We start from the raw sequence: 26,620 nt of genomic DNA on the forward strand, positions 1-26,620 counted from the left end.
TTTCACAACCAAAAAACCAAAATGTTAAAATAGCGATTGTAAGCAAATCGGGCGTTTTACTTACAAATCCATACGTTAAAAAGTGTTTCTCCCGGGAGTTTGTCTCCAAAGTCCCGCTTTTTTGCGCGCAAACTCCCGCGAAAATTACAAATCGTAATTTCGGGGTTTCGCCGGAAATGGACGATTTAACATCTGTTCACATTTTCGCAAGGAATGCCAACTACTCGATCAGCTTTGATCTTCGATTGTGGTAATATTGGAAGGAGATGGGAGATAGGAAATAGGGAATTCAGATAATGTAATATGTGAAGGTTATAGAAATCACTATCCAAGGCTCCCCTTCTTAGAAAAGAAGGGGGTGGACCATCGCTTGCGATGGTGGGGTAGTTTGATGTATTAAAAATCACACATTTGTTCTGTTTTGTGTATTTGTGACTATCAAAGAAATAGGAAAAACATTTATAAAGAATTCAAATTACCCCACCGCTGCAAGCAGCGGTCCCCCCCCTTCTTTTCTAAGAAGGGGAGCTTTTAGATACTGATCTGATATACCTTGTATCTTCAATTTCTTCCCAATTTAAAGAATTCAGTAACCAAGTCTATCTACACCAAAAGAAATGAAATCTATAGCATGCCGCCATATTTGTGTTTTCCCTATATTTGTAGAATATAGGATGCGCCTTAACATAGCTCAAGCAAGCTTGGCTCTGTGTTCGGCTTTCCCTATATTTGTACATCTGTAAATCAAATCAAATTAAATAATCATATGAAACGATTTCACATTTTGTTTGTTTTCGCATGGAGTTTATTTTTGCCCCAATGGCTAACGGCACAGGTACGCACGGAGTTTCTGCTCGAGAAGGGATGGAAATTCACCCGGGAAGATCAGGCTGATTTTATCCGTTCGGACTATGACGACAGCAAGTGGCAGTCGGTCACCGTGCCTCACGATTGGGCGATCTATGGTCCTTTCGATGCGTATAATGATATGCAACAGGTGGCCATTACCCAGGATGGACAGAAAGAGGCGATGCCTCATGCCGGACGTACGGGCGGGCTTCCTTTTGTAGGGGTGGGCTGGTATCGCTACGACCTCTCCATTCCGTCGTATGCGCCGGGCAAACGGGTCACGCTGTTGTTCGACGGGGCGATGAGTCAGGCCAATGTCTATGTGAACGGACAAAAGGTGGGTAACTGGCCTTATGGCTATAACTCTTTCTATTTCGATATTACAGACTTCCTGCATGCCGAAGGCACGAACACACTGGCTGTTCGCTTAGAGAACTTGCCGGAATCGTCGCGCTGGTATCCGGGCGCCGGTATCTACCGCAATGTGCATGTGATCGTGACGGAAGAGGCGCATATTCCGCTTTGGGGAACGCAGATCACGACGCCGCAGGTTAGTAAAGAATTTGCCCGCGTGCACCTGAAAACAGAGATCGCCCGGCCCGAGGGAACGGAGGCTTCCCGTTATAGCCTGGTGACGGAAATATGGAACCAGTATGGCAATCGCCTGATCGAGACCAAATCGGCGTTGACTGCTTACGATAAGGACTGTTTCTCGCAAGAGATCATTTTGCAGAATCCCCGTTTGTGGTCGCCACAGGTGCCCGAACTCTACAAGGCGGTTTCCCGCCTATACGACGGACAGACCTTGAAAGATGAGTACACCACGACGTTTGGTATCCGTTCGATCGAGATTATTCCCGAGGAGGGCTTTTTCCTGAATGGCGAAAAGACCATGTTTAAAGGGGTGTGTAACCACCACGACCTGGGACCGTTGGGTGCTGCCGTCAATGACGCCGCGATCCGCCGTCAGTTGCGCATCTTGAAAGATATGGGATGTAACGCGATCCGCACCTCACACAATATGCCCGCGCCCGAATTGATCCGTGCCTGCGACGAGATGGGCTTTATGGTGATGCCCGAGACGTTCGACGAATGGAAAACGCCGAAGGTGAAAAACGGATACAACCTGTTCTTCGACGAATGGGCGGAGAAAGACCTGGTGAACCTGCTCCGGCAATACCGCAACAGCCCGAGTGTGGTGATGTGGTGTATCGGCAACGAGGTGCCCGACCAGAGCAGACCGGGAGGAAACAAATTAGCGCGCTTCCTGCAGGATATCTGCCACCGCGAAGACCCTACCCGTCCGGTCACCAATGGGTTGGATCATGGAACCACCGTTATCAACAATAATTTCGCCGCCACCATGGATGTGGTAGGCTTCAACTACCGCCTCTTTGTGTACCAGGATGCCTACAAAAAATTACCGCAGGCTATTGTGTTGGGTAGCGAAACGGCGTCGACCGTCAGCACCCGCGGGGTCTATAAATTCCCGGTAGAACGCCGTTCGGATGCCAAATACGACGACCACCAAAGCAGCGGCTACGATCTGGAGCATTGTAATTGGTCGAACCTGCCCGAAGACGATTTTATTCATCAGGAGGATCTGCCCTATACAATCGGGGAATTCGTATGGACCGGTTTTGATTACCTGGGTGAACCGACACCCTATTATACCGACTGGCCCAGCCACAGCTCCCTGTTCGGTATTATCGACCTGGCGGGTATACCCAAAGACCGCTACTGGCTCTATCGCAGCCATTGGAACAAAGGGGAGAACACCTTGCATATCCTGCCTCACTGGACATGGCCGGGACGCGAAGGCGAGGTGACGCCGGTGTTCGTTTATACCAACCATCCTTCGGCAGAGCTGTTTATCAACGGCAAAAGCCAGGGCGTTCGCACGAAAGATCTTTCTGTCGAACTGGATGCCAGCGGCACACCCGAAGCGTTGGCTTCGCTGGAGCGCCAGAAACGCTATCGCCTGATGTGGATGGACACACGTTATGAGCCGGGCACGGTGAAGGTGGTAGCTTACGATAAGGAGGGCAATGCGGTGGAAGAAAAGGAGATCCATACGGCAGGTAAGCCTCATCGCCTGGAATTGAAAGCCGATCGTTCGCGTCTATCGGCCGATGGTAAAGACCTCTCATTTATTAATGTACGGGTGGTCGACCGGAATGGCAACCTTTGTCCCGACGCTACCAATCAGGTGAAGTTCAAGGTGCGTGGTGAAGGATTCTATCGCGCCGGAGCCAGTGGTAACACCACCAGCCTGGAGCTTTTCCATCTGCCGCAGATGAAGCTCTTCAGCGGACAGATGACCGCCATTGTGCAGACAACCGAAAAGGCGGGTCCCATTGTGTTGGAGGCTTCCGCTTCAGGCGTTCGCGGAGCCAGTATCGAATTGATCAGTGAATAAACATATATAATTATAATAGCTATGAAACGATTTGTGTACACAACCCTTACGCTCACCCTTTGCCTCTTGTTCGGATGTACTCCCGAGGAGCAAACGGTGAGGTTTCTTTTGTTTTCCGACCTGCATGCCGATTCGATCGCTGACGGGAGCGAACGGTTGCAAACCATCCTTCGGGCAGGTGCCGATCGTCAGGTCGATTTTTTCGTCGACCTGGGAGATATCGCGCAGCCCTCACCCGCCAACGAACCGCTCAGAGAGATGCTTATTAATGCCTCCGCCCCGGTCTATCACGCGATAGGCAGTCAGGATCTGCAGAAGGCCTCCAAGCAGGAGTTCACGGCTTTCTATGGATTGAAGGCCTCTCACTACTATTTCGACAAAGGACCTTTCCGATTTGTGGTATTGGATTCTAATTTCTTCTTAGACGAAGAGGGAAATGAACAGGCGTATGATCACGGGAATTTTGATGTGCCTGAGTTACGTCACGGACATTTCAGCCAGGAACAACATGAATGGCTGACAGAAGTATTGAAAAACAAAAAACCTATCTATGTGATCCTGTCGCATGCCCCCATCAACGACCGCATATCGACCCCCAACAAAAACCGCGACCTGCACCGGATCATCAAAGAGGCTATGAATTCGGGGACACGCATCGCGGCGGTGATGGCAGGCTATAACCATAGCGACAACTACCAGGTGATCGACCGGATCAACTACTGGCAGGCCAATTCGGCCAGCTATTTCTGGACAGGTAATGATTTTGTTAATCGCCGAAGCGGCCGGGAGCCCCTGCCGGAATGGCCGGAACAGATCAGCTACGACACGACTCTGTATGCCATTATTGAAATAAACAGCCAGGGAACGATTACGATCAAAGGAATGCAAGGTGGATTTGTGGATCCGACTATCGACCGGGAACAACTTCAAAAACGATACCCCTTTCCAATCTCCTCTTCGATAAAAGACAGGGAACTGACCTACTGATTAGCGTTTTTGTTGGAAAAACTGCTTCATTTCGGCAGCACATTCCTCCTCCAGAACGCCTTTTGTGACGGTTGTTTTGGGGTGAAGCGCACGCGGGGCAAATTGCAGAAAGCCTCTTTTCTCGTCGGAAGCGCCAAAGACCACTTGGCTGATTTGTGACCATCCGATGGCTCCGGCACACATCACGCAGGGCTCAACCGTGACATAGAGCGTGCAATCGGTCAGGTATTTGGCACCCAATACGCCGGTGGCTGCCGTGATAGCCAGCATCTCGGCATGAGCTGTGGTGTCGTTGAGGCGCTCGGTCTGGTTGTGCGCCCGGGCAATGATCCGTCCCTGGCATACGATGACCGCGCCAACAGGCACCTCCCCTTCGGCGGCGGCAGCACGTGCTTCCGTCAGGGCTTGCTTCATAAAATAGGTATCGTCGAAAGGATTCATCGCCTCATTTCATTTTCATTGAAGAGGGTAGGGTAGTCTTCCTCCATGATCTTCAGGATATGTGTCATGATGGTCTCGCGGTACCAGCGCGATTTATTCGATATTTTGTAGCGTTCGAGATAGCGCGTGACAGCCTTCTGCTCTTCGTCGTTGAGCATAAAAGTCACTTTATGAGAGCGTGGAGAGGGTGACTTGGTAACATTTTTTGGCCGCACTTTCTTCATATAGCCGCAAAAGTACATTGATCCAGCGAATTAAAAAAGAAAATCTCACTATATTTGTCAAATGGCGAACCACAACGAAATCGGACGTAAAGGCGAGGAGATTGCCCGCGAGTTCCTTCAGAAGAAGGGATATACGATTCTTGACAGCAACTGGCATTGGCACCATTTTGAGTTGGATATCGTGGCAATCGATGGCGAATGGCTGGTGGTGGTGGAAGTAAAGACCCGTGCGATGGATCATCTGCTTTCGCCGGAAGATGCGGTCGACCGGAAGAAGATTCGCCGTACGGTATTGGCGGCGGATGCCTATGCCCGTTATTTCAGTATCGAACTGCCGGTTCGGTTCGATATTATCACGGTGGTTCCCGGTCCGCAAGGGTATGAGATAGAACAGTATGAGGATGCGTTTTTGCCTCCGGTACGATAAAAGATGTGTGTATGAATTGTGAAGAAGTACGCGATTATTGCCTGTCATTGAAGAACACGACAGAGTGTTTTCCCTTCGATGAGGTATCGCTTGTATTCAAAGTGGAGAATAAAATGTTTCTGCTCCTGGCGCTCGACGCGGAGGAACCGGTGATTGCCGTCAAATGTGATCCGGACGAAGCGGAGCAGTTGCGCGAACATTACCAAGCTGTCGCTCCGGCCTATCATTTCAATAAGAAACACTGGAACAATATTTATCTGGAGCGCGATATGCCGGCGAAGGAGATCCGCCACTGGATTCATCATGCCTACCAGGAGGTGATCGCTAAGTTGCCCAAACGAATACGCGAACAATATGCTGACGAATAACACAGAATCGCCGCAAATCATACATCTTCAGGAGGTGATCTCTACCAATACCAGCCTGCGCGAGCGGGTAGGGCGGCGCGAATTGCCCGAGGGCAGCGTTGTCTGGGCCGATGGGCAAACAGCCGGTCGTGGACAGATGGGCAACAGTTGGGAATCGGAATGGGGCAAAAACCTCACTTTCAGCACGGTGTTATATCCCGATGTATTGCCGGCCAACAAACAATTTCTGATCTCGCAGATCACTGCTCTCAGTGTGCAGGAGAGCCTATTGCAATACAGTGATGATATCACCGTGAAGTGGCCCAACGACATCTACTGGCAGGATAAAAAGATATGCGGCATGTTGATCGAAAATGATATTGCCGGAAGAGGCATCTACTGTTCGATCATTGGTGTCGGTATCAACCTGAATCAGGAGCTATTCACCGGAAACGCGCCCAATCCTGTCTCCTTAAAACAGATCACCGGGCAGGAGTACGACCGGGAAGCTATTCTCGATCAGTTCCTATCGCGCTTCTATCACTACTACCTACTCCTTTTACAGGAAGAGGAGGCGGAGATACGCCGCCTCTATGCCCGGGCACTTTACCGCAAAGAGGGCTTCCATCCCTACGAAGATGCCTCCGGCCGTTTTGAGGCAATGATTGCTTCCGTCGAACCAACCGGCCACCTATTGTTGCAATTACGCGACGGTTCCACCCGCAAATATGCTTTCAAAGAGGTCTCTTTTTTATTCTGACCTACCTCTATTCCCGTTTTTTCCAAAAATGTAAGTTTCGCGAAAGCCCGAAAAAGAGTACCTTTGCAAATCTGTTGCCGCTTAATCCATCCGGTGGCTACGTTTAAAGTGTAGATGATATGAAGCGAATTATCAACTATTTCTTCCTGGGGATACTGGCTGTTATAGGATTGCTGTTTCTCTGTCTGGCGGGACTCTATTTCTCGGCGGATATGAAACAGCCGGAGATCACGGCCTCCGATCTGCCGGATTATGAGTTGTATACATCCGACAGCCTGTCGTTGTATGGGCCACACCAACTGCGTTTAGACAAAAGCGGCTTGTGGGAGTTGTATGTGGAAGGCGATGCGCTGGAACGGGGAGCTGCTTCGGGCAAGCTGTTGGAGGATCTGCTCTATTATCAGGAGAAGGTGTTTGTCGACCAGATCCGGGAGATGATTCCTTCGGATAGTTACCTGAAATTCCTGCGTTTCCTTTTGATTGTGTTCAACCGCCACCTGGGCGAATATATCCCTGAAGAGTTTCGCCGGGAGATCTACGGGATCTCTCTTTCCTGTACCCATAAATATGATATGATCGGGACGCCCTACGAGCGGCAGCTCAATTACCACGCGGCGCACGATATCGGCCATGCCATGCAGGACTATATGCTGGTAGGGTGTAGCTCGTTTGGTTTGTGGGGTGCGGCCAGCGCGGACTCGACCCTGTTGATCGGACGGAATTTCGATTTCTATATGGGCGATGACTTTGCCCGCCATAAGATGGTCTCATTCTATCGTCCGACGGAAGGCTATGCCTTTGCGGCTGTCGGCTGGCCGGGCATGACCGGAGTATTGTCGGGCATGAACACGACGGGGCTGACGGTCACCATCAATGCCGCCAAATCGACCATGCCCACCTCCGCGGCGATGCCTATCTCGTTGTTGGCACGCGAGATCCTGCAATATGCCTCGACGATCGAAGAGGCTTACGCCATCGCGGAAAAACGAAAAACCTTTGTGTCCGAATCATTATTGATCGGTTCTGCCCGCGAGGGGAAGGCGGCTGTTATCGAGAAGTCGCCCGATCTTATCGGATTGTTCCATACGGAAGGAGACTATATCATCTGCACCAACCATTATCAGTCGGAGACCTTCCGCGACGACGAGCGCAACCGGGAGAATCTGGCCACCTCGGATAGTCCTTACCGTTACGCCCGTTTGCAGGAATTGTTACAGGAGAAAAGCCCTGTCGACCCAACGGATGCCGCTGATATGTTGCGCGACCGGTGGGGAGCGGGAGGAAAAGAGATTGGCTTAGCCAACGAAAAGGCGATCAATCAGTTTATCGCCCATCACTCGGTGGTGTTCCAGCCTGAGAAGCTATTGATGTGGGTGTCGACCACTCCCTGGCAATCAGGGGAATATGTGGCGTATGACCTGAATGAGATATTCGGCGCATCAGGCAAAGAGGCAGTCGCGCCCATTGACTCCCTGGCGATTGCTGCCGATCCCTTCCTATTCTCCCCGGATTACAATCGCCTGTTGACCTACCGGGAGACGGTGAAAATGATCCGAAAGCAGATAAAAACAGGTCAGGAACTCCATCAAGAGCTTGTTGATCAACTCTTGCAATCGAATCCGGAAATGTATTATGCCTGGGAACTGGCGGGCGATTATTATGCCACCTTCGGGGAAAAGGAAGAGGCCGTTCGCCACTGGCAACAAGCCTTGACGAAAGAGATCGCGAAGCAGGGCGAGCGCACATCCATCGAAAAACGAATTGAAAAAATAAAATAAACCGTATGCAAAAACAAGGTGATATCCAGTTTAAATCTCCGGAAGAAATCAAACGATATCAGGAGATGCGTCTGGCGGAGGAGTTGACGTACCTGAACGGGCATTCCTCTTTCTACCGGCAGATGTTCCGCGAGGAGAAGATCGACCTCGCCCGTATCCGCACGATAGAGGATCTGCAACACCTGCCGGTGACAACCAAAACCGATTTGCAACTGCGCAATGAAGAATTTATATGTGTCGACCAACGGGAGGTGATCGATTATGTCACGACTTCCGGTACCTTGGGCGACCCGGTCACCTTTGTCCTGACCTCGGGTGATCTCGATCGGTTGTCCTATAACGAATATCTCTCCTTCACGACGGCAGGATGCGGCGCGGAGGATATTATGCAACTGATGACCACGCTCGACCGACGTTTCATGGCGGGCCTGGCCTATTATATGGGAGCCCGTGAGATGGGCGCCGGTGTGGTGCGCGTAGGCAATGGTATTCCGGAATTGCAATGGGACACGATCCGCCGGATCCAGCCCACCTTCTGCATGGTGGTTCCCTCGTTTCTGATCAAACTGATCGAATATGCGGAGGAGCATGGGATCGATTACAACGCCTCTTCCATCCGGAAAGCGATCTGCATCGGGGAGGCACTGCGCAATCCCGACTTCACCCTTAATACCCTCGGGCAACGCATCCATGACAAATGGCATGTGCCTACGCTGCAATCGACCTACGCCTCGACAGAGATGCAGTCTTCCTTTACCGAATGTGAAGCCTGCCGGGGAGGTCATCTTCAACCGGAATTGATCATTGTGGAGTTTCTCGACGACGATAACCGTCCGGTAGCAAAGGGAGAACCCGGCGAGGTAACCATCACGACATTGGGCGTGCGGGGTATGCCGTTATTGCGTTTTAAGACGGGCGATATCTGTTACCATTACCATGAGCCCTGCTCCTGTGGGCGCAACACGACGCGCCTGAGCTCTGTATTGGGACGCAAAGGACAAATGATCAAATACAAAGGCACAACGCTCTATCCGCCCGCGCTCTATGATATCCTGGACAATATCTCGGGCGTAAAGAACTATGTGGTGGAGGTCTATACCAACGACCTGGGCACCGACGATATCCTGATCCGCGTCGGGAGCGAGATTCAGACGGAAGGCTTTGCCAAACAGATCAAAGACCTGTTCCGTTCGAAGGTGCGGGTGGCGCCTACCATTCAGTTTGCTTCGCCCGATTATATCGCTAAAATTCAAATGCCCCAGATGAGCCGGAAGGCAATTAAATTTGTAGATTTGCGTTAAGTGAAATACATAAAAAAAGAATTGATTATGAAAAAAGTATGTTTATGGGTTGTTGCCATGTTTGGCATATTAACTATGCAGGCGCAGCAGGTAGAGTTGAAAGAGATAAAGGAGTTGACATTCTTTGGTGTGGATTTTTCGATCGCCCAGGTGTTTGGCGCGACGGAAACAGCCGATCAGTTCGAGCAGGCGTTTGAAGGCATCAACGGATTATTCCTTTCGGAACCCAAGAAGTATTCTCCCTCTCAGGCTTTCCCGAAGGTGAATATCACGGAGAGCTACCGGATGGTGAATAGTTTGAACCTGGAACGGGTGTATGAAACCCTGAAACGCGACGATAATGAGTATGAACTGACGGACGAGATGATTGCCGAGCAGGTAGCCTCCTACGATACGGGTGATTATACCGAAGGATATGGAGCCATTCTGATTGCCGGATTGATGAATAAGCCACAGAATATGGCCACCTATCATAAGGTGATATTCGACCTTTCGACGAAAGAGGTGATCTCGAACAAACGGATTACCACCAAAGCCGGTGGTTTCGGCCTGCGCAACTATTGGGCAGGCTCGGTAGCTAAGGCTTTGAAAAGTAAATAAGAATAAAAGGGAAATAGCCGATATACGCCAAGGCCTGGTTCTTGAATCAGCCCTTGGCTATTTTTTTAGCCAGGTATTCTGTTCCCACTAATTCGCCGCAGGTGAGCATAGAGGTAAGGGTGACGCCCAAAGCGCCGTGTACATTCAGGTTTTGTCCGGTCAGGTAGAGGTTATTGATGCGTGTACGGTTCGGAATAACCGTTGTCATAGGTTGGTTATAGTTTTTCATAATGCCATAAGCCGATCCGTCGGGGATGCCGGTATAATCGCGGTAGCTTAATGGGGTGGTGATATAGATTCGCTCTATGTTGTCGCGTATCTCCGGATAATAGTTCCCTACGAAAGCCAGTACTTCTTCCGCTTTTTGCTCTTTATATCCGAGATATGCATCTCCCCGTTTCTCGGGTGTGGTGTCCAACCAGGGTGTAAGCTCTCCGATATACATGGGGGATAGGATACTGATCACATCGGTATGCTCCGGATCGGAGGCCGAGGGTTGCATCGTGATAAGCACACTATGTATGCGCCGGTCTTCGGGATGTTTGGTAGTGTACCAGACATCTTCTTTTTCGTGGAGGAAAAGGTTGCTGTTCTGATAGGGGGTCGTTCCTTTTTTCTGAATCAGGTAGACCGATAACAGGCCGTATGTATTGGGAAGATGTGACAAGCGCGAGAGGTAGGCTTTGCGGATAAGCGGTGTTTTGTCGACCATCTGCATCGTTACGGAAGGATGAAGAGAAGAGATCACGTAGTCTGCTTCGAGACGTTCACTGTGATTGATCTCTACCGCATTGATCTTGTCACCCTGCAGCAACAAGCGGGTTGCTTTGGCTCCCGTCAATACGGTGCCTCCCTGTCGGCGGATCTGATCGATCAAGGCATCGACCACCTGCATGCTGCCGTCGGTGAACCGGTAGGCTCCCCGCAGATAGGAATCGGTAATCATCGCATGATGGTAGAATGTCGAAGTGGCCTGATCACCACCATACAATAAGGCCGGACTGGAAAGTACCTGACGAAGTGCCGGGTTTTGTGTGACAGAAGCAATGGTTTCCCAAGCAGAAACGGAGAAGTGGTCGAGACTGCCCTGAGTAAAATGGCCTTTCTTCAATTGATCGACAGAGATGGTCTCTCCCACCCTTTTCAATAATTCCGTATAACGTCGGATCGCCTCCTTCTCCCCGGGAAAAAGGTCGGACAATCGTTTGATAAACAGTTCATGCCCCATGGCATACGGGTATTCCTTTCCCTGGTAGTTCACCAGATCGAAGGCCTCTTCATCCAAGCGGCGCACCTGAAGTCTGTCCCAAATACCAAAATAAGAAAAGTATTGACGCAGGATCTCTCCTTCATCTAAGCTGCCTACATAATGGATGCCTGTGTCGAGCAGGCGCCCGTTGCGCCGGAACGACTGGAAGCAACCGCCTGGAATCGTGTTCTTCTCCAACAGGCATACATGGTAGCCCTCTTTACTCAGCGTGGCAGCACAGGTGAGTCCGCCCAGCCCGCTTCCGATGATGACGATATCATACTTACTCATTCCCCGTCCTTTCTGAAAATATAGATGGTGTTGGAGGTGTACCGGTCGTTTGCCTTCTCCTCCACAGACATATTGTTTTGAGCAGCGGTTCGTATGATCCGCTCACGGTCTAAGAAGCATAATTCGTTTTCTGTCTTGTTGAAACCAAACAGGCGGGTCGACAACACTTCGGTGAACCGGGTAACGCCATGCTGTTTTTCTTTGGAGGCATCGCCGTCGCGCACAACGATCATACCGCCGGGAAGGAGTTTCTCTGCACACCGGGCAAGGATATGCTCCTGAGCCGCATAGTCCATATAATGAAGCACGTCGTTCAACACGAACACATCGCTTGGCGGCAGATCGTATTGCTGCGCGTTGGCACAGACAAAACGGATGCGTTCGTTGCGCGAGAACGAATGATTTGCCAGGGCGATCTTGTCTTCGTCGTAGTCGATTCCGGTGATATCCCTCTCTTCGGAAAGCATCATCAACATATAATCCAACGGACCATATCCGCAACCTATATCCGTAATCTTCGCTTTGCGCGGGATCAGTTCGTGGAAGTAAGCATAGTTATGTTCCATCTTCACCTTGATGCGGATATACCATTCCTCCACCGGCCCTTTAAACAGGTAGTTGGTGACCAACTTCTGATAGAAGTAAGGATTGGAAGGAACGGCGTATTCCTCTTCGATCTCCGCGTAGCGCCGACGGAAAAGCGAGCAGAACGCCTTCGCCTGTTCCTGATAGGTTGCTCCCATACCCTGGTCGCCATACGGTATGCGCGGCATTATCTCTGTGTATAATATTCCCCGCTTGACGTAGAAGGGTTGCCCTTTCGAGATCACCATACCGGTGCCGTATAAGAGAACCGGAAGCAGATCCAACTTTAGCTGTTCCGCCAGGTAGAACGCCCCTTTATGGAAACGGCGTATCCGCCCATCTGTCGAGCGGGTGCCTTCGGGGAAAACCACCACCGAATAGCCCTTGTCGACCTTCTTTTGCAGATGAGCCACCAACGCTTCATAGCCCTCCCGGGTAGAGACGAAGTCGGCAAATCGCACAATGCGCCCGAACACCGGCGAGTTCCATACCCAGCTATTTGTCACCATCACCAGCTTGGGTGTGAGCGCAAGCAATAACAGTATATCGATAAACGATTGGTGGTTGGCAATGATAACGGCCGGCTTTTGGAATGTTTCATCGACCTTATTCACCGTTATGCGTTTAGCCACCCAGGCCGTTTTCAAGAGTCCGCGCACCATACAGGTGATGCTTCGATTAAACCAGGCCTTCTTTTTGTCGTTCTTCACCGGCAGGATAATCAGGAGAGAGGCAAAACCAACCACCAACGAGCAACCGATCACAAAGGCATTGAAGAACCAGAAGGTAACCAACAGGCTCGACAGTGTATAGGGATAATGTCCTTTGGCTGCCGGGCGGGCAATGAAAAAGCGGAAAAGGATAGGCAATATGGTATAAGAGACCAATACGACCGACGTCATGCCCAGGATGGAAATCAACGAAATAGACTGCAACGCCGGGTGCTTGGCAAGGACAAGCACGCCCATCCCTACCACGGCGGTAAACGAAGAAAAGAAGATAGCGGTCTTGTGCGAGGTAAGCAACTTCTTGCCCGTGCGGTATTCCTGCTGCAATCCGTCCATAATGAAGATACTGAAGTCGTCGCCCAAGCCGAAGATAAAGGTGGCCAGGATGATATTCACAATATTGAATTGTATGCCTGCTACCGCCATAATGCCCAGAATAATCACCCAACTGATTGCCATCGGGGCAAAGGTCATCAGGGTCAGTTCGATCCGTCCGTAAGCGATCAACAGGGCAAAGAAAACAAGGAACGAACAGATGTACAGGATCAGGTTGAAGTCTAAGTGAATCGCCGAGACCCATTTGTTGGCGAAGTAGCCGCGGTCGAAGATCACCACATCCTCTTTTTCCATCAGACGGGCGTAGACCTCCTCTTTCTCTTCGTCGGTCAGGCGAACCTGCGTGATATACATCGAGAGGGAGTCGGCACGGGTAGACCATTCATCGAAGATATCGGGCGCATGAGGGTCGGTGGTAAAGTCGGAGACCCTGTATTCCTTTTCCAGTAAGGCAAAGAACGCCTCAAAAGCATCGGCTCTGAACCGATATTTCACGGCTGCTTCCCGGATCGATTCCTCCGTCTGCCGGCGCCGTTCCGGTGTCCAGAAGCGGTTCCACTTCTCTATCCGCTCTTGTTGCAAAGAGGGTGGAATCAACATATTCTCTATAGACGCATATTCCTGAATCTTCCCTTCTGTCAGGAAAGAGGCCAGCTCCCGGTTGGTCTCCGCGTATGTTTGTAATCCCTCTTCCGCCGTTTTCCCTACTGAAACAAAAAGAGTTGTTTTGTTATCTGCCTGAAAAAGTTCGTTCAATCGGTTCTCGGCAGCGACCAGTTGCGGCGGTTCGTAGCCCAGGTTGCGCATATTGTCGTCGAAGCCAACCCGCGTCGAAAGGAAAAGGCAAACGACAAAGACCACAACAATACCGATCACCAACGGTTTGTTCTTCTCAAACGGATAGCTATTGAGTTTTTCAATCAACCGCAATACACGCCCCGACTCCTTGCCGGCTTCCTGGATGCGCAATAGATGGGGCAGGAAGACAAGACAAAACAGGGTCGTTCCGATCAGGGAAAGGGCAGAGAAAAGTCCGAAATCGCGCAGTAATTCCGAAGTGGTAAACAGCAATCCCAGAAAAGCTCCCACCGTCGTGAAGCTCCCAACCGTAAGCGGATAGGCCAGTTCGCTGATGAGTTGCCGGATAGATGTGACATGGTTGAAATGAGAGAGCACATGGATCGAATAGCTGAGCGCCACCCCGAAAACCGCCGCCCCGGCTCCGATCGCGATAGCCGATACCGATCCTTTGATCAGCCAGATCAGTGCCAGCGAGAAAGCCGCGCCATAGATCACCGGAAGAATAATCAGGAATACAGCCGATCGGCTCTTGAAAACCAATAGGATAAACCCGATGATAATGATCAATGCGATACTTAGTGTCAGGGTGGTGTCGCGTTTTATTTGCCGGGCATTGTAGACACCGACCGATGGCCCGCCCACATAGTCGATCGAGATCTCCGGATAATCCAGCTTAACCGCGGCAATCTCCTCTTCGATCAATTCCACTAACAGGTCATTTTTTCCGGTATTCCCCGTCGAGTGACGTGGTGTGAGGAAGAAGATATGTGTCGACATATCCGGTGAGAAGATATGATTGTCGTAGATCGCGTAGTTGGCTGTCATCTGCATATCGCGCAACGCTTCAAACGCCGGCGTGCCTAATCCCAACGGATCGCGTGGCAGGATCTCTTTCAATCCACTACCGGCGGGCGACAGGAGGTTGCGCATATTCGCCTGCATACGATGGTCGATCGCCTCTTGTGTGCATAAGGAGTCCATCCGCGCAAAGAGTTCATCGTTCAGGAATAGAGGCAAGCGCTCGTAGATAAAATCGGTCATCTGCCCAATCATATCGCTCCCCACTTCGCCCATGATATACTGAATGTATTCGTCGCCCCCCTTTTGCATAAGCGATCTTCGCAAGGTGTCGCCGGCAGCCACCAATCGCCCGGGTGTTTCTTCGGTTGTCTCCCCTCCGGCGGAGAGCATAAAGACAATCTTATCCTTTATCTTCAGGTTGTTGAAGACCACTTCGCTGTTGTGCGCCTCCTCGGTATCCGGAAAGAAGCGCGTGACATCTTCTTCAAACCGCACCTGCGCGGCAAACCAAACCATCAGGAGAAAGCTGCCCACCATCAGGCTGTAACACAACGCCCGGTGTCTTTGCAGAAAATCATATATGCCAAGAAACAGTTTATTCATCGAACCAACTGTTGAGGTTTACGAAACAGGGAGAGCAGTAACAGGCAGGCCAATCCGGCAATCAGTCCACAGAGAACGGCAAACACCAGGCTGCCCGCCAGGTATTGGATGAAGGAATCTTTGATCGTTTCAAACGTCACTTCGTGCAACGAAAGCGATATCGGACGACCCAACACCAGTCCGCCTGTTGCATAACTGCCGAACAGGATAAACGGAATCATAGGCGGTATGCTGATATTCGATGCCACCAGCGTGATCACCTTGTTGAGCCCCATCAAATGAGCCAATAGGGCTGCCACCACCATCTGATAGCCCCAGATAGGCACGATGCCCATAAAGACGCCAAACATAACCGCCAGGGAGACGCGCAGATTAGACTCGCCCGACTGGGTGATATGTCTTTCTATAAACTTGCGGATATTCTCTTTGGTCAGGGCGCGCACGAAACGCCAGGGCCAGTACCAGAGCAGGGCAATGAGTACCAATACCGTATTCAGGATGCTGATCCGCGTGAAGTCGCGCAAAGGGCGGAAATGGCTCACCCGCTCCTCTTCGGGCGGATAATAGACCCGGATCGGAATATTCATCACCCGGACATTGTGCCATACGGCTTGCACCAACACCTCAACTTCAAACTCATACTTGGAGGTAAAAAGGCGTATGCCTTTCAGCTTTTGCAACGGGTAAAGACGGAAACCCGACTGGGTATCGTCCATCCGGATGCCGGTTTCGATGCGGAACCAGAAATTGGAAAAACGGTTGGCAAAGGTGTTTTTGCCCGGCATATTCTCCGAGGTAAGGTTGCGAGCACCAACAATCAAACTGTCGGGGTGTTCCCGAGCCGCTTCCAGAAACAGGGGAATATCGTCGGCATAATGCTGTCCGTCGGAATCTAAGGTGATGGCATAGCGATAGCCTTTTTCGGTGGCAGCTTTCAGTCCTGTCGATAAGGCATGCCCTTTCCCTTTGTTCCGGGCATAGCTGATCAGTTCTATCTCCGGAAAATCAGCCAACACATCGAGGGTATGATCCGTGGAACCATCATTGACCACCATCACCGGAAGTCCATGGCGCATCACATCCGTCAATACCTGCCCTATTGTTGTCGCGTTATTATATGTTGGAATTAGAACTACGATCTTCTCCATCTTTTATTTCTCTTCAGCTTCCCTGCGAGAGAGCTTAAAACCGTTTGAAGAAACAAAGATAACACCACCCCGTTGAATTTAGCCACAAGAAACGGAAAAAATAGCCCGAGATGCGGGAAAGCAAATCAAAATCGGGGAGTTTTCTATCGTCGATGCGCCTCGACAGTACTGTCCATGCCCTTCGACAGTTCTGTCCATGCGCTTCGACAGTACTGTCCATGCCCATCGACGATAGAATTCTCCATGGTTGAAATTATTTTACTGTGTCAGGGAGAAGCGGATGCTGATGCCGAAATTGGAGTTAGACGTAGGGAAAGAGGCGCTCGATATGAGCGGTTTATTGATCTGAAGATCGTAGAAGGCACGCAGGGAAAGCGCGCGACTGAGACCGTAATCAAGGGAGAACATCAGCGTCTGTGTTACGTTCCCGCTGGTGGCCTGTGTGAGGTTCTCTTCGATCTTCCGGATCAACGACTGTGTCTTCCGGTAGGAATAGTCGAAACGGATATCCAGGTCGTTGCTGAAATTCTGGGATGCTTTACGTTTCAATACTTTGTTAAACTCGGTGATCTTATAGCCAATCCCTACGACCAGTTCATCATTCAATGATTCCACAATCTGATAAGAGGAGACATTCAGGCTGAGGGTGCTGCTGGTGTTATAAGCCAGTCGACCGGTCATATTACTCACCAAGGTCGCATCGGCGCCCAATAACGGGTTGAAACTTTCCGAAATAGCCACCGACGACATCTCATACGGAGAAGAGGGGATTGGGTTGTCGGACTGTGTGCTGCTGATAAAACCAAGGTCGCCACCCGCACTGACCCAATTAAGGGAAGAGGTATAGGAGCCGATCGAATAGGTGCTTCTATAGCGATGGCTCAATACAAAGTTCTTGAAATATTTTTTAAAGAATGGGATCTGCACAAGTCCGTCATAGGTGATCGACCAGTTGGGTAACAGGCTGGAAAGGGAAGGGAAAGGAGAGAGATTCACCTTCTTCGCATCTTTTCCTGTGTAGGCAGCGATAAAGGAAGGGATCAACACATCGGCTGAATTGCGGTAAACGCCTCCTTCGAGATCAGACTGGAAGTCGGTGCCAGCATAGGATGTTCCTTCCAGGAAGCCACTATTCGGGTATTTCTTTCCTGTATACTGTTGTTGCACCCGATCACGTATAATATCCCGGTTGTCGAGGAAGTCTTTAAACGCTTCCGAGGCATAATTATCGGAGGCTGATCCGCCCCTTTTGAACGTAGAGCGCAGGGAGATGGTAGTCATCGTAAAGCTTCCTCCGCGTATCTCGGGCATACCGTCGTACATATATTGCACCTGGGTGTTTTCCGATGCCGTACGGTTGGCATTCAAATCGATTTTCAATCCCGTAATCGGCTCCAGGTTAGCCCGCAGATCAAGTACGGTCGAGAGATTTATAATGGCAGGATTCACATTGTTTTCCGTCACCAGCCATCCCCGGTTGTAGGCATCGTCGATGAAGCTACGGCGCACATCGCCAAAGGCAAAGCCAAGGCCGGGAGCCAGGGTACCTCCACGTTGCTGTCCGAACGTGTTGCCAATCTCCGGCCGGAAACCGGAGATAGTCATCCCATCGACCTGGGTATAGGAGATATTCATACGACGAAGCATCATCAGGAAACGGGCGGAGTATTGCGCCACATCGGTCATCACGCCGGAGAAGTCTTTGGCTGCCGGCTGGATCACGATCTTAAGTGTCACCGTATCCTTGGTATGGATTATCGCTTCGGCGTAGTTCAGCCCCTTGGCTTTTATCGGATAGGACTTGCCTTCCAGCGTACGGGCGGTGATCTTCACCCGGTTCTCCATCATATTATGTTTCACGATCGTTCCGCTATCCGGATTCAGGGTCACTTCCATCTCCAAACGCGGCTTTTTCTTGGGTGCCTGTTGTTGACGTCCACGGGAAGAGGAGGATGCTGTTCGGGGGGTAAACCGCTGATTGACCTTCTTCAGGAAGGCGCTCTTATTATAAAGATTCTGGAAGTTAAGGTTTGCCTGCCCATTGATCTGTCGCTGGTTGCGGATGGTATTCCCGATCTCCACCGAGTCGGTTTCGAGCGTGGCTCCCCGATCCCAGTTATAGGTAGCTGAATAGGAGGCAGTAGCGCCAATCCAATCCAAGGCAGGAATGCTTTGTAGAGGCAGGGTCCAGCTGGCCTGAAAGCTCTGGTCGTATTTCAGGGGTGTTCCCAGGTCACGGATGCTTTGGGAAACCGAGTCTTTCCACATCTGGTAATCGTCGTAATTCAATTTCTTATTTACCTGCACGTATGGCTCTTCAATACGGGCATTCGTACCGGAATTGAAAGAGAAATTCAGGCTGTTCGTCAGGTTCCAGCGGATACTGAAGGCTCTATCCCAAAGGAAATTCTGGCTAAACGACGGATCCATCTTCATGCCGGTATTGCCCACGTCGCGCAATTGAATTTCATAATAATTGCGCATCATGGAGGTCTGAAAGCTGATATTCGACGGCAGATAATTGATTGCCAATTGCTTCAGGTAGCGGGTATATCCGTTGTTCGTCTTGATCATCTTATCGAATGGCTTCAACGGAGGAAGGTAAGGGGTGTAATTATAAGCGAATGTCCCCCGGTAATCTTTTGTAGTCTCGTATTCGGTTTCCGGATTGCGCTTGTTTTGTTCACTGAAAGAATAACCGAAAGAGAAGTTCGCCGGATCGTAAGGCATAGGCGTTTTGCTGCGGATATCCACCTTTACGTTGTTCAGGGCAATGCTGCGCGTGGTTACCTTGTCTTGTGAGAACCGGAGGATAGAATCTTTTTCTGCCTTGGTCTCAACGATGTCCAACGCCTCCTGCAATTTGATATCCTGATCCAGCGGGTTGTATTTCGGATCGACTGTCTCGTTGGAGATCGCGTAATAAAGCGGGAGATTCACCTTGGCCTTCTCCGGGAAGAACTTGCCCAATTGGATATTAGCGGCCACACTGTATTGCATATAATCATCCATACGGCGTTCCATCAGCGATTGATCAAGGGATCCGAAACCGGCGGTCTCGATCCGTCCGCTGGCGCTCACCGTACCCAGGTCGGAAATGGCCACATTCAGGTTGGCATTGGCTGCCCATCCGCCCTCTTCGTTGAACTCGGTCAGGCGCAATTCATTAATCCATACCTCGCCGCTCTTTATCTCATTGGTGTTATTGCGCACCCCGATCATAATGGTTTTCACCTCTGAAAGGGTAGGATTCCCAATGATACTGATGGTGTTGCGCGTGTTGTTCGGATCGTATTCCGAATAGAGCAGGTGGTAATCGACTCCCTCTTTACCTTCCCTACGGGCTTTGTTTCGATTGAGTTTCAGATCGGTAAACACATCTAATGCGATATCGATCATATTCTCCTGAGGCCAGACTGTCAGCTGGTCGCTGTTGTTTTCATAATAACGTCCCGGTGGAGTGACCGTTTGAGGCACTTCGTATTCGTAGTAATTGTTCTTATAGTCGGAACCCAAACGAATAAACACGGTAAAGTCGCCACTCCTAAGTTCGGAAGAAAGCTCCGGTATCTCCTTGAAGTTTTCCGCATGGGCAAACAGTTGAAGCCGCTTGTACTGGCGCAGGTCGAAAATGGTTGTTTTATAGATGGCCCGCGCATCCAACGGCGCCAGGTCGGTCACCTTCAGGGAAAGAGCCTGTTCGTTTTCCTGACGCAGTTGCGGCTGACCGGGGTCGAGCATACGGGTCACACCCGGAGGCAATACATAGTTCACCGGCTGACGGTCGCCATTCTCTTCGATATTGATAGACGATACATCTAAGGAGCCCTGCACGGAAGGCGGCAGGCTTGGATTGGCCAACGTCTGTTCGTAGGTGCGCCAATCACTTCTTTTCAGTTCAAATGTACCGAATCGCAATACAGTAGGCTGCTTAAAGCCGGTCATATACATACGCATAAAGCGGATCGACTTAAAGTCACGGATCGACCCGACGGTTCGGTTGTATTTCTTCACCGGGATCTTAAAGAGGTACCACTTGACCCGGTCTTTGGTGTTGTTGGCCAGATTGACTGTTGTATCGCGCATATCCACGATATAGTTCGTACCGACCACCAGGTCTTCTTTACGCAAAGAGACACGGTATTCGTAATATTTCTCATTCTCGTTCAGGTTATTATCCTGATTGAGGTCTTCCACATCGGGCAATGTCTTGGCAGCTTGGTTGCGGGTGCCGGTCGCCTCTTTGGAGTTGCCCTCCGTTCCGTTAAAACGCTTATAGCGTTCCAGGATCCCCGCCTCTTTGCCTTCGTAATGATCATCGCGGAAATACATATAATTATCACCTGCCGGGTCTCTAAAAGGAGAGAATGGATCGGACTGCATCCGATCGATAGTTTCCGGCGACAAGACCATCGGCAGTTTATCGAGGTACTCTTTATAGGCACCGAATGATTTTTCGTCATCACTGGAAAGACCGTTTAGTCCGACATCCTGCTTTTCGCGTGCACCGGCTGTGTTATCAAAGGCATAACCTGTGCTTTGGTATTTAGGCACACGTCCCCAGACGGTTTCTTCCACTTTCGACATGTCGCCGTCGATCGGCAAGCCGTTTTCAAAGAATTTCTTTTCGTCTTTCAGGATATCTTCCGACACATCGCCCAGGTTGAAATAAAGATCTCCTCCCTCTTTCATCTCATTCTCGCCCAGGAAAGGATCCATCAGCCAGAATTCAATAAACTCAAAATTGGCCGTTTCAAAGTCGCTTTGCTCGATACGACGCATCATCCCTCCCCAACGTTTCTCGGGGTTCATCAATGTTCCGTCGGCATTCAGGTTGTCGATATCCAGGTTGTAAGGGCCGCGCTCGTTCGGATAATAGGCTACGTTAAGCACCGACAGAATAGACGATTCGCTGTAGGTCTGCTCCCGGTTCGGGAATAGTTCGGCCACCGGGATAGCACGTACATCATGTTTCGACAGTTCGTCCTTATCGCGAATGATCGTCGAGTTCGAACGATTCATAATGCCATCGATATAATACCATGAAAGCAGGGCGCGGTTCATACCGTAGGTAATATCATTCACTCGGTCGGCTTCCGGGAAAAGAGGATTTTCACCATCCTGATATGGCGTGCTCGATAGCTGCCAGGAGTAGGGATTGAGCAGGTTGGCTCCCGTCTGTGTCGACTCGAAGTCGTCCAGGTAGGTATATCCTCCCGAATATTTGTTCTTATAATGTCCGGCAATCAGGTGGGCAAATTCCGCGTTGAACGAGATCTGACTGGGCTTACTCAATTCGAGCAACGGCAGCTTATCAAACATATTGGTCAGCCATTGGCTCTCTTTCTTGAAGGAGGTATTCAATCCCCAGAGGGTATTCTTCACCGATTCGTTGCCCATGGTGGTCTTCACGGTCAACGGCATCTCCGACATGTGCATGATGGTTGCTCCGAGCATAAAGTCACGGCTGAACTGATAGTTCAGGTCTAAGCCAAGCATTGTCTTGCGCTGCATACTAAAGGCCGCCTGGTCTTCCAGCCGGACACTGACAGGGGTGTTGCTGGATATAATACTTTCATTCAGGATGGTCACGATTCCGGAGGTATAATCCACCGTATAATCGACATTCTCCGACAGAGTAATCCCACCGGCGGTCACTACGACAGAGCCCCTGGCTACGTTGGTTGCTCCCAACTGGATCTCTGCCCCGGAAGAAGCCCTGTATTCTCCGCGCAAGAGGTATTTATTCTTCTCCGCGATCTGCCGGGCAACTGTCAGGGTGGAGTCATAGAGCTCTTCATACACATATTTGTCGGCAATCGGATCACTCCCGATCTTCTTCCTGAGATAGTTGCCGAAAGGCTCTACCGATGGGAAGAAAATACGTCCTGTTTCCGCATGAACCGTATACCCATTCAAAAAGTCGAAGAAACCGTCCGGGCGCGGATTGTCCTGCGAATCCAAGCGGTCCAGATTCATCACCCGAAGAAGTATCTCGTCGCGTATATTGCCGTCGGAAATATAGTTGAGGTAGGTTCCTGTCGTATCGCTTTGATACAGGATATCCATCTTGAACTTATCCTTCTGAATCGAATAGGCTCCCAGGTAATAGACGTTTTTCATCATCAGCTTCCAGAAAGGCATACCCGGCGAAAGGCTTGTGCCTTTCAATAGCTTCACGAAAAGAGTAGAGGCTGTATTGTTTGCATTATCGCCGCTCCCGCCCACATTATCGGTCGAGAATTCCCCTACCTGGTAGGTCTTCCCTTCGTATATATATTCATAAGCTACTGCCAAGACCTCGTCGGACTGCAACTGTGTGCGCAGGGAGATATAGCCTAACTGCTTATTTAATATGTATTCCGATTCTTCCAACTTACGGGCGCTCTCGATCTTCTCATACTCCACTCCCCCTTCCAGGAGCCCGGTCAATGCCTGATTCACGCTGTTGATATTGCGCAAAGCGTCGATTGTGTTCACCTGGTCGTACAAGGTATTGGTCTTGTTGTAAGGAAGATTGGATGCGCCGGCGGGTTGCACATAGGTATCGTTGTAGATATGATCGGCATTATGTTCCGCCAGGTCGGAGAAAGCCACGATATTACGCGCCTGATTGAAATTGCTTCGTTTATTGGTCACCCATACCTCTACCCGGTTAATACTGATCATGGAAGAGATATGCGGCAACGAAGACATCGCCTGGTCGTATTTATCATAGAAATAATGCGAAAGGAAAAAGTGGCGGTTCTCATCGTATTGATCGATGGTCAGTTCAAAAGGTTTGGTTTGTACCCCACCTTTGCTACTGACTGTTTTGGATTCCGACTCCTGTTGTGCAAACAGGGTGTTTACCCTCAGCTTCCCAAACTGAAGGTCTGCCTTTATACCAAACAGGGAAGCGCCACCCCGTATCAGGGAATTGCTGGTGGTCATGCTCACATTCCCCGCCTCAATATTCTTAATAATCTCATCCTCTTCCCCTTTATAGGCCAGTTTCAGTTTCTTGGAATCAAAATCAAAAGAGGTCTGGGTGTTATAGTTCATATTGAAATTCACCTTGCTCCCCACCGATGCCTGCACATTCAACTGCACATTCTCATCGAAATTAAAAAAGGTACGACTACGGGAACGCTCGGGCAAGGAGGGGTTATTGGTGGTATTATTCTTCAGCCCCATCGTAATATCGGCAGAACCCTGCGTACGAACACGCACGCCTCCCGGTCCGAAGATCCGTTCTGCAGGTCCCAGATCGAACTGCATATCGGTCAGGTTAAACGCCTTCTCTGCCTCTTTCTGGAACTCCTCCTCGTTTTTCTGGCGGTAATAGGAACGTATAGACTCCCGGAGGCTATGATCCTGATACTCTTCCGGCGTCAGGCTGATAGGCGTCGTAATCTCCATATCGCCTATCTTGGAGCGGATCAGGTAATAGCCTGTGCGGATATCATACTCCACGGTTGTTTTCAGGTTCTCGGGATCGCGCAGGTCGATGGGAGATTGCTTCAATACATCTTCATATCCTTCGGGAGCTGTTTTGGCAACCGGATACTTGACCACCGTATCGGGAGGCAATTCGCCGGGCAGATCTGCCGGAGCTATAAACTCTGTATTCCGGGATCCGAAATTCATAGCATATATTCCCATTCCAAACAGAAATAGGCCAATCAAAAGAATATATTTCAGTATCTTTTTCTTCATCCTTTTCAATTGTCAACCCCGTAAGGGAGCAACTATCACAGCATCCGCAAAGCCGATTTCACCACCTGCTCCACCGGCAGCGCAGGGGAACTCTTCACGATAGATAAAACTGTTTTCTGGGATGCCGCCTTCGGGAAACCAAGCATAACAAGCGCGGCAACTGCCTCCTCCACCACATCGGCATTACCCATCAGGGCGCCCGGAGTGGCTGGTACATCTCCCAAAGGTTTCACCTTGTTCTTGAGGTCGACTAAGATACGTTGCGCGGTCTTCAACCCAATGCCTTTAACGGCAGTCAATGCTGCTTCATTCCTGGAGACAATCACCTGCACCAACTCATCGGGCGGCAGGGAGGAGAGAATCATGCGTGCGGTATTGGGGCCAACGCCCGATACGGAGGTCAATTGCGTAAACAACTCCCGTTCCTGTTTGTCGGCAAAGCCAAATAAAATATGGGCATCTTCGCGGATCACCTCCAGTACATAGATCTTTCCGGTCTGCCGGCCATTGAATGCACTGTATGTGGTGAGTGAGATATTGAGTTCATAGCCGATTCCGGCACACTCCATTACCATACGGGCAGGGGTTAATTCTGTGATTTCCCCTTTAATATATTCGATCATTTTCGCGCGCTCTTATGTTAGTCGTACCTATTATAACGCAAATTTTGACAAAAGCGTATATCCGGAAGGAAGAAAATCTTGACGGAGAGCGATTACTGCTTCCAGAAACCCGGCACCAGAATAGTCAAAACAGTAAATATTTCCAGACGCCCGGTCATCATCAAAAAGGAAAGAAACCATTTGGAAACCACAGGTACCTCCGCATAGTTGCCGATAGGACCTAACGAACCCAGCCCTGGTCCCACGTTGCTGATCGCCGAAATAGCAGCACTCACCGACTCTTCAAAGGTCATTCCATCTAATGCCAATACCAGGCAGCTGACCAATACCAATGTGATATAGGCAAAAACAAACGCCAATACCCGCTGCACGATCTCGGTCGATACCACATGGCCGTTCATCCGCACCGGAATGATGGCATGCGGATGGGTTTGTTTCTTAAATTCATTGGAAAGGTTTTTCGTAAGAATCACAAAACGCCCCATTTTCAATCCGCCACTGGTAGAGCCTGCACAACCGCAGATAATCATCAATAACAAGACAATTACCCAATAGAATCCGCCCCAGGTGATATAATCTTCGACCGCAAATCCGCAGGTGCTGATGATCGACACCACCTCGAAAGCCGATTTGCGGAAGGCCACCTCTATATCCGATTCAAACCCGTTATACAACAGCCAGGTCACCGTCAGGGCAATCGCCCCTAAGACAAAAAAGGCAAACCACCTGAACTCTTCATCCTTGAAAAGCTTCGAGGGTTGACGGTTCATACAGAAATAGATCAGGGTGATATTGGTTGCTCCGATAAACATAAAGAGCATAATGACGTAATGGATGTAGGGAGAATCCCAATAGGCAACAGAGCTGTTCTTCGTGGAATAGCCACCGGTCGAGATAGTTGTCAGTCCATGATTCAAGGCATCGTAGAAGTCCATCGGCCCTACCCAGAGCAAGACAACCACCAATACCGTCAGAAACAGGTAGACGCCCGACAGTCGTTTGGCCACCTGGGCGATGCGCGGACGAAACCGCTCGTGTGTGATTCCCGGCGTCTCCGCATCGAAAAGCTGGGAGGCTCCTCCCCCGAATATCGGAAGCAGTGCTACCGTAAACACGATCATGCCGATCCCCCCTTGCCATTGTGTCAGACTTCGCCAAAACAGGATCCCTTTCGGCAACGCCTCTATATCGGTCAGGATGGAGGCTCCTGTTGTCGTAAACCCTGACATGGTTTCGTAGAAGGCATCCGTTACATTATCGATATATCCCCCCAATAGGAAAGGCATCATGCCAAAGAAGGAGAGAAACAGCCAGGTAAACGTCACGGTCAGCATCCCTTCCCGACGTCCGGCATTAAACTCGTCGGCATTCTTTCCGATCAGGAAAAACAATACCCCCGCCCCAAAAAGGATCGCACTGGAATAGAGTAAAGGGAATAGGTCATCCCCCCCATAGAGAAAAGCTACCAAGGTCGCCAGAAGCATAAAGACTGTTTCGAAAAGAAACATCAGCCCGAGCATTTTTATGATGAAACGAACGTTTATCAATTGATAATTGCTAATTTAAAATTGATAGTCAATAATTTATGATCGTTAATGGATAATTATCCATTATCCATTAACAA

Annotated in this window: 16 protein-coding genes; 8 read left to right on the forward strand and 8 right to left on the reverse strand. The window is 50.1% G+C overall.

What is annotated here, in order from left to right; translation table 11 throughout:
* Positions 1-766 precede the first annotated feature (766 nt).
* Together galB and M2137_RS10170 are read left to right on the forward strand one after the other, a co-directional pair.
* The gene (gene galB, locus M2137_RS10165) at positions 767-3,268 is read left to right on the forward strand and encodes a beta-galactosidase GalB (RefSeq protein ID WP_280766326.1); all 2,502 of its coding nucleotides are present in this window, start codon (positions 767-769) and stop codon (positions 3,266-3,268) included.
* A 21-nt stretch (positions 3,269-3,289) separates the two neighbouring features.
* Positions 3,290-4,255, forward strand: coding sequence for a metallophosphoesterase (locus M2137_RS10170; protein WP_280766327.1), 966 nt, complete (start codon positions 3,290-3,292; stop codon positions 4,253-4,255).
* On the opposite strand, the gene M2137_RS10175 is transcribed toward M2137_RS10170, so the two are convergent.
* Both M2137_RS10175 and M2137_RS10180 read right to left on the reverse strand, forming a co-directional pair.
* A complete protein-coding gene (locus M2137_RS10175; protein WP_280749650.1) occupies positions 4,256-4,696 on the reverse strand; it encodes a nucleoside deaminase in 441 nt (146 codons plus the stop codon).
* Positions 4,693-4,920, reverse strand: coding sequence for a hypothetical protein (locus M2137_RS10180; RefSeq protein WP_280766328.1), 228 nt, complete (start codon positions 4,918-4,920; stop codon positions 4,693-4,695). The genes M2137_RS10175 and M2137_RS10180 overlap by 4 nt, the downstream gene beginning before the upstream one ends.
* A gap of 61 nt (positions 4,921-4,981) precedes the next feature.
* On the opposite strand from M2137_RS10180, the gene M2137_RS10185 reads away from it, so the two are divergent.
* From M2137_RS10185 to M2137_RS10210, 6 genes are all read left to right on the forward strand, one after another.
* A complete protein-coding gene (locus tag M2137_RS10185) occupies positions 4,982-5,347 on the forward strand; it encodes a YraN family protein (protein WP_280766329.1) in 366 nt (121 codons plus the stop codon).
* Between the two features lie 11 nt (positions 5,348-5,358).
* Positions 5,359-5,715: an MmcQ/YjbR family DNA-binding protein gene (locus tag M2137_RS10190; protein WP_280766330.1), complete on the forward strand. Its 357-nt coding sequence runs from the start codon at positions 5,359-5,361 to the stop codon at positions 5,713-5,715.
* On the forward strand, positions 5,702-6,454 hold the full coding sequence (locus M2137_RS10195) for a biotin--[acetyl-CoA-carboxylase] ligase (protein ID WP_280766331.1): 753 nt from the start codon (positions 5,702-5,704) through the stop codon (positions 6,452-6,454). Before M2137_RS10190 ends, M2137_RS10195 begins: the two co-directional genes overlap by 14 nt.
* Positions 6,455-6,573: 119 nt before the next feature.
* On the forward strand, positions 6,574-8,232 hold the full coding sequence (locus M2137_RS10200; protein ID WP_280766332.1) for a C45 family autoproteolytic acyltransferase/hydolase: 1,659 nt from the start codon (positions 6,574-6,576) through the stop codon (positions 8,230-8,232).
* Between the two features lie 5 nt (positions 8,233-8,237).
* Positions 8,238-9,533 carry an AMP-binding protein gene (locus tag M2137_RS10205; RefSeq protein WP_280766333.1) on the forward strand — a complete coding sequence of 432 codons (1,296 nt, stop codon included), beginning with the start codon at positions 8,238-8,240 and terminating at the stop codon, positions 9,531-9,533.
* A gap of 27 nt (positions 9,534-9,560) precedes the next feature.
* Positions 9,561-10,133 (forward strand): hypothetical protein, encoded by a 573-nt coding sequence (locus M2137_RS10210; protein WP_280766334.1) that lies wholly within the window; start codon positions 9,561-9,563, stop codon positions 10,131-10,133.
* 46 nt (positions 10,134-10,179) lie between these two features.
* On the opposite strand, the gene M2137_RS10215 is transcribed toward M2137_RS10210, so the two are convergent.
* The 6 genes from M2137_RS10215 to M2137_RS10240 all read right to left on the reverse strand — a co-directional run bounded on the left by M2137_RS10215 (position 10,180) and on the right by M2137_RS10240 (position 26,543).
* Positions 10,180-11,673, reverse strand: a complete 1,494-nt coding sequence (locus M2137_RS10215; protein ID WP_280766335.1) for an NAD(P)/FAD-dependent oxidoreductase — start codon at positions 11,671-11,673, stop codon at positions 10,180-10,182.
* Positions 11,670-15,527, reverse strand: coding sequence for a trifunctional MMPL family transporter/lysophospholipid acyltransferase/class I SAM-dependent methyltransferase (locus tag M2137_RS10220; protein ID WP_280766336.1), 3,858 nt, complete (start codon positions 15,525-15,527; stop codon positions 11,670-11,672). The genes M2137_RS10215 and M2137_RS10220 overlap by 4 nt, the downstream gene beginning before the upstream one ends.
* Positions 15,524-16,675 (reverse strand): DUF2062 domain-containing protein, encoded by a 1,152-nt coding sequence (locus M2137_RS10225; RefSeq protein WP_280766337.1) that lies wholly within the window; start codon positions 16,673-16,675, stop codon positions 15,524-15,526. The genes M2137_RS10220 and M2137_RS10225 overlap by 4 nt, the downstream gene beginning before the upstream one ends.
* A 258-nt stretch (positions 16,676-16,933) precedes the next feature.
* Positions 16,934-24,373 (reverse strand): cell surface protein SprA, encoded by a 7,440-nt coding sequence (gene sprA, locus M2137_RS10230; protein ID WP_280766338.1) that lies wholly within the window; start codon positions 24,371-24,373, stop codon positions 16,934-16,936.
* Between the two features lie 35 nt (positions 24,374-24,408).
* Complete coding sequence (gene ruvA, locus M2137_RS10235; protein WP_280766339.1) at positions 24,409-24,996, reverse strand: Holliday junction branch migration protein RuvA; 588 nt, start codon at positions 24,994-24,996, stop codon at positions 24,409-24,411.
* Between the two features lie 92 nt (positions 24,997-25,088).
* Positions 25,089-26,543 (reverse strand): TrkH family potassium uptake protein, encoded by a 1,455-nt coding sequence (locus tag M2137_RS10240; protein WP_280766340.1) that lies wholly within the window; start codon positions 26,541-26,543, stop codon positions 25,089-25,091.
* Between the last annotated feature and the right edge of the window lie 77 nt (positions 26,544-26,620).

The organism is Parabacteroides sp. PFB2-10 (genome assembly GCF_029893085.1).
Classification (GTDB): domain Bacteria; phylum Bacteroidota; class Bacteroidia; order Bacteroidales; family Tannerellaceae; genus QVMG01.

Excerpts from the sequence above, each read along its gene's own strand:
- sprA (WP_280766338.1), bottom strand. The coding sequence starts at position 24,373 with ATGAAGAAAAAGATACTGAAATATATTCTTTTGATTGGCCTATTTCTG.
- M2137_RS10200 (WP_280766332.1), top strand. The coding sequence starts at position 6,574 with ATGAAGCGAATTATCAACTATTTCTTCCTGGGGATACTGGCTGTTATA.
- M2137_RS10180 (WP_280766328.1), bottom strand. The coding sequence starts at position 4,920 with ATGAAGAAAGTGCGGCCAAAAAATGTTACCAAGTCACCCTCTCCACGC.
- M2137_RS10170 (WP_280766327.1), top strand. The coding sequence starts at position 3,290 with ATGAAACGATTTGTGTACACAACCCTTACGCTCACCCTTTGCCTCTTG.
- M2137_RS10185 (WP_280766329.1), top strand. The coding sequence starts at position 4,982 with ATGGCGAACCACAACGAAATCGGACGTAAAGGCGAGGAGATTGCCCGC.
- M2137_RS10190 (WP_280766330.1), top strand. The coding sequence starts at position 5,359 with ATGAATTGTGAAGAAGTACGCGATTATTGCCTGTCATTGAAGAACACG.
- M2137_RS10195 (WP_280766331.1), top strand. The coding sequence starts at position 5,702 with ATGCTGACGAATAACACAGAATCGCCGCAAATCATACATCTTCAGGAG.
- M2137_RS10205 (WP_280766333.1), top strand. The coding sequence starts at position 8,238 with ATGCAAAAACAAGGTGATATCCAGTTTAAATCTCCGGAAGAAATCAAA.
- M2137_RS10225 (WP_280766337.1), bottom strand. The coding sequence starts at position 16,675 with ATGGAGAAGATCGTAGTTCTAATTCCAACATATAATAACGCGACAACA.
- galB (WP_280766326.1), top strand. The coding sequence starts at position 767 with ATGAAACGATTTCACATTTTGTTTGTTTTCGCATGGAGTTTATTTTTG.
- M2137_RS10175 (WP_280749650.1), bottom strand. The coding sequence starts at position 4,696 with ATGAATCCTTTCGACGATACCTATTTTATGAAGCAAGCCCTGACGGAA.
- ruvA (WP_280766339.1), bottom strand. The coding sequence starts at position 24,996 with ATGATCGAATATATTAAAGGGGAAATCACAGAATTAACCCCTGCCCGT.
- M2137_RS10215 (WP_280766335.1), bottom strand. The coding sequence starts at position 11,673 with ATGAGTAAGTATGATATCGTCATCATCGGAAGCGGGCTGGGCGGACTC.
- M2137_RS10220 (WP_280766336.1), bottom strand. The coding sequence starts at position 15,527 with ATGAATAAACTGTTTCTTGGCATATATGATTTTCTGCAAAGACACCGG.
- M2137_RS10210 (WP_280766334.1), top strand. The coding sequence starts at position 9,561 with ATGAAAAAAGTATGTTTATGGGTTGTTGCCATGTTTGGCATATTAACT.